Origin of the sequence: Colwellia sp. TT2012 (assembly GCF_001440345.1) — a bacterium.
In the GTDB taxonomy this organism is placed as follows: domain Bacteria; phylum Pseudomonadota; class Gammaproteobacteria; order Enterobacterales; family Alteromonadaceae; genus Colwellia.
In genome coordinates this window covers 1-903 of the sequence record NZ_LJYX01000094.1, presented here as the reverse complement: position 1 = coordinate 903, position 903 = coordinate 1, and the positions used below count along the sequence as shown (strand labels likewise).

The window sequence follows — 903 nt, the reverse complement described above, 5'->3', positions numbered from 1 at the left end:
ATGACCACCTCCATCCAGCGGTGATAGGTGTCCATGGTTTGCCCTCCAACGACGCGCGGCCAGGGCTGCTGTGCATCGAAAGGGAACACTTGGGCACTGGGCAATAGCAGAAAATCGTAACGTTCGAACAACTTGGCCAAGGCGCGGTACCAATCGCTGCGCGCCAAGGAGGCTTGATACACATCCGCCGCACTCAGGTCCAGGCCGCCCTCCACTTCCCACTGCGCTTCAGGCTTGAGCAACCCACGTTTTTGCGGGTCGGCATACGCCGCCCCCAGCGCGCCCTGCACCAGCCAATGGCGATGCACCAGCCAGGTGTGCCACAGGCGCGCCATGGAAAAGTCCGGCTGGCAGCTTTCCACTGCGCAGCCCAACGCGCTGAAATCGCCGAGGGCTGATTCACACAGGCCCAGCACGCCGTCGTCCATTGGCAGATAGCCGTTGTAGTCTCCCAGCCACCCCAGGCGCGCGCCTTTGAAGTCACGGGCCAACGGCGCGCCGAATACGCTGGGATCATCCTTGAGCGACAACGGCACCCGTGCGTCAAAGCCCGCCTGGATGCTCAATAACCGCGCCACATCCGCTACGCTGCGGCCCATCGGGCCTTCGGTGGCCAGTTGCTGGACAAACACCTCCGGCGCCGGCCCATGGGGCACGCGGCCCTGGGACGGGCGCAGGCCGAACACGTTGTTGAACGCCGCCGGGTTGCGCAGCGAACCCATCATGTCGCTGCCATCGGCCACCGGCAGCATGCGCAACGCCAGCGCCACCGCCGCCCCGCCGCTGCTGCCGCCGGCCACCAAGGCCGGATCATAGGCATTGCCGGTGGTGCCGAACACGCTGTTGTAAGTCTGCGAGCCCAGGCCGAATTCGGGCACGTTGCTCTTGCCGATGATAATCGCG

At 65.1% G+C, this 903-nt stretch carries 1 protein-coding gene; it reads right to left on the bottom strand.

All coding sequences use genetic code 11. The annotated features are described in order from the left end of the window. Positions 1-903, bottom strand: a 903-nt coding sequence (locus tag ASU03_RS18870; RefSeq protein ID WP_269433042.1) for an amidase, incomplete at both ends; no start/stop codon positions are given.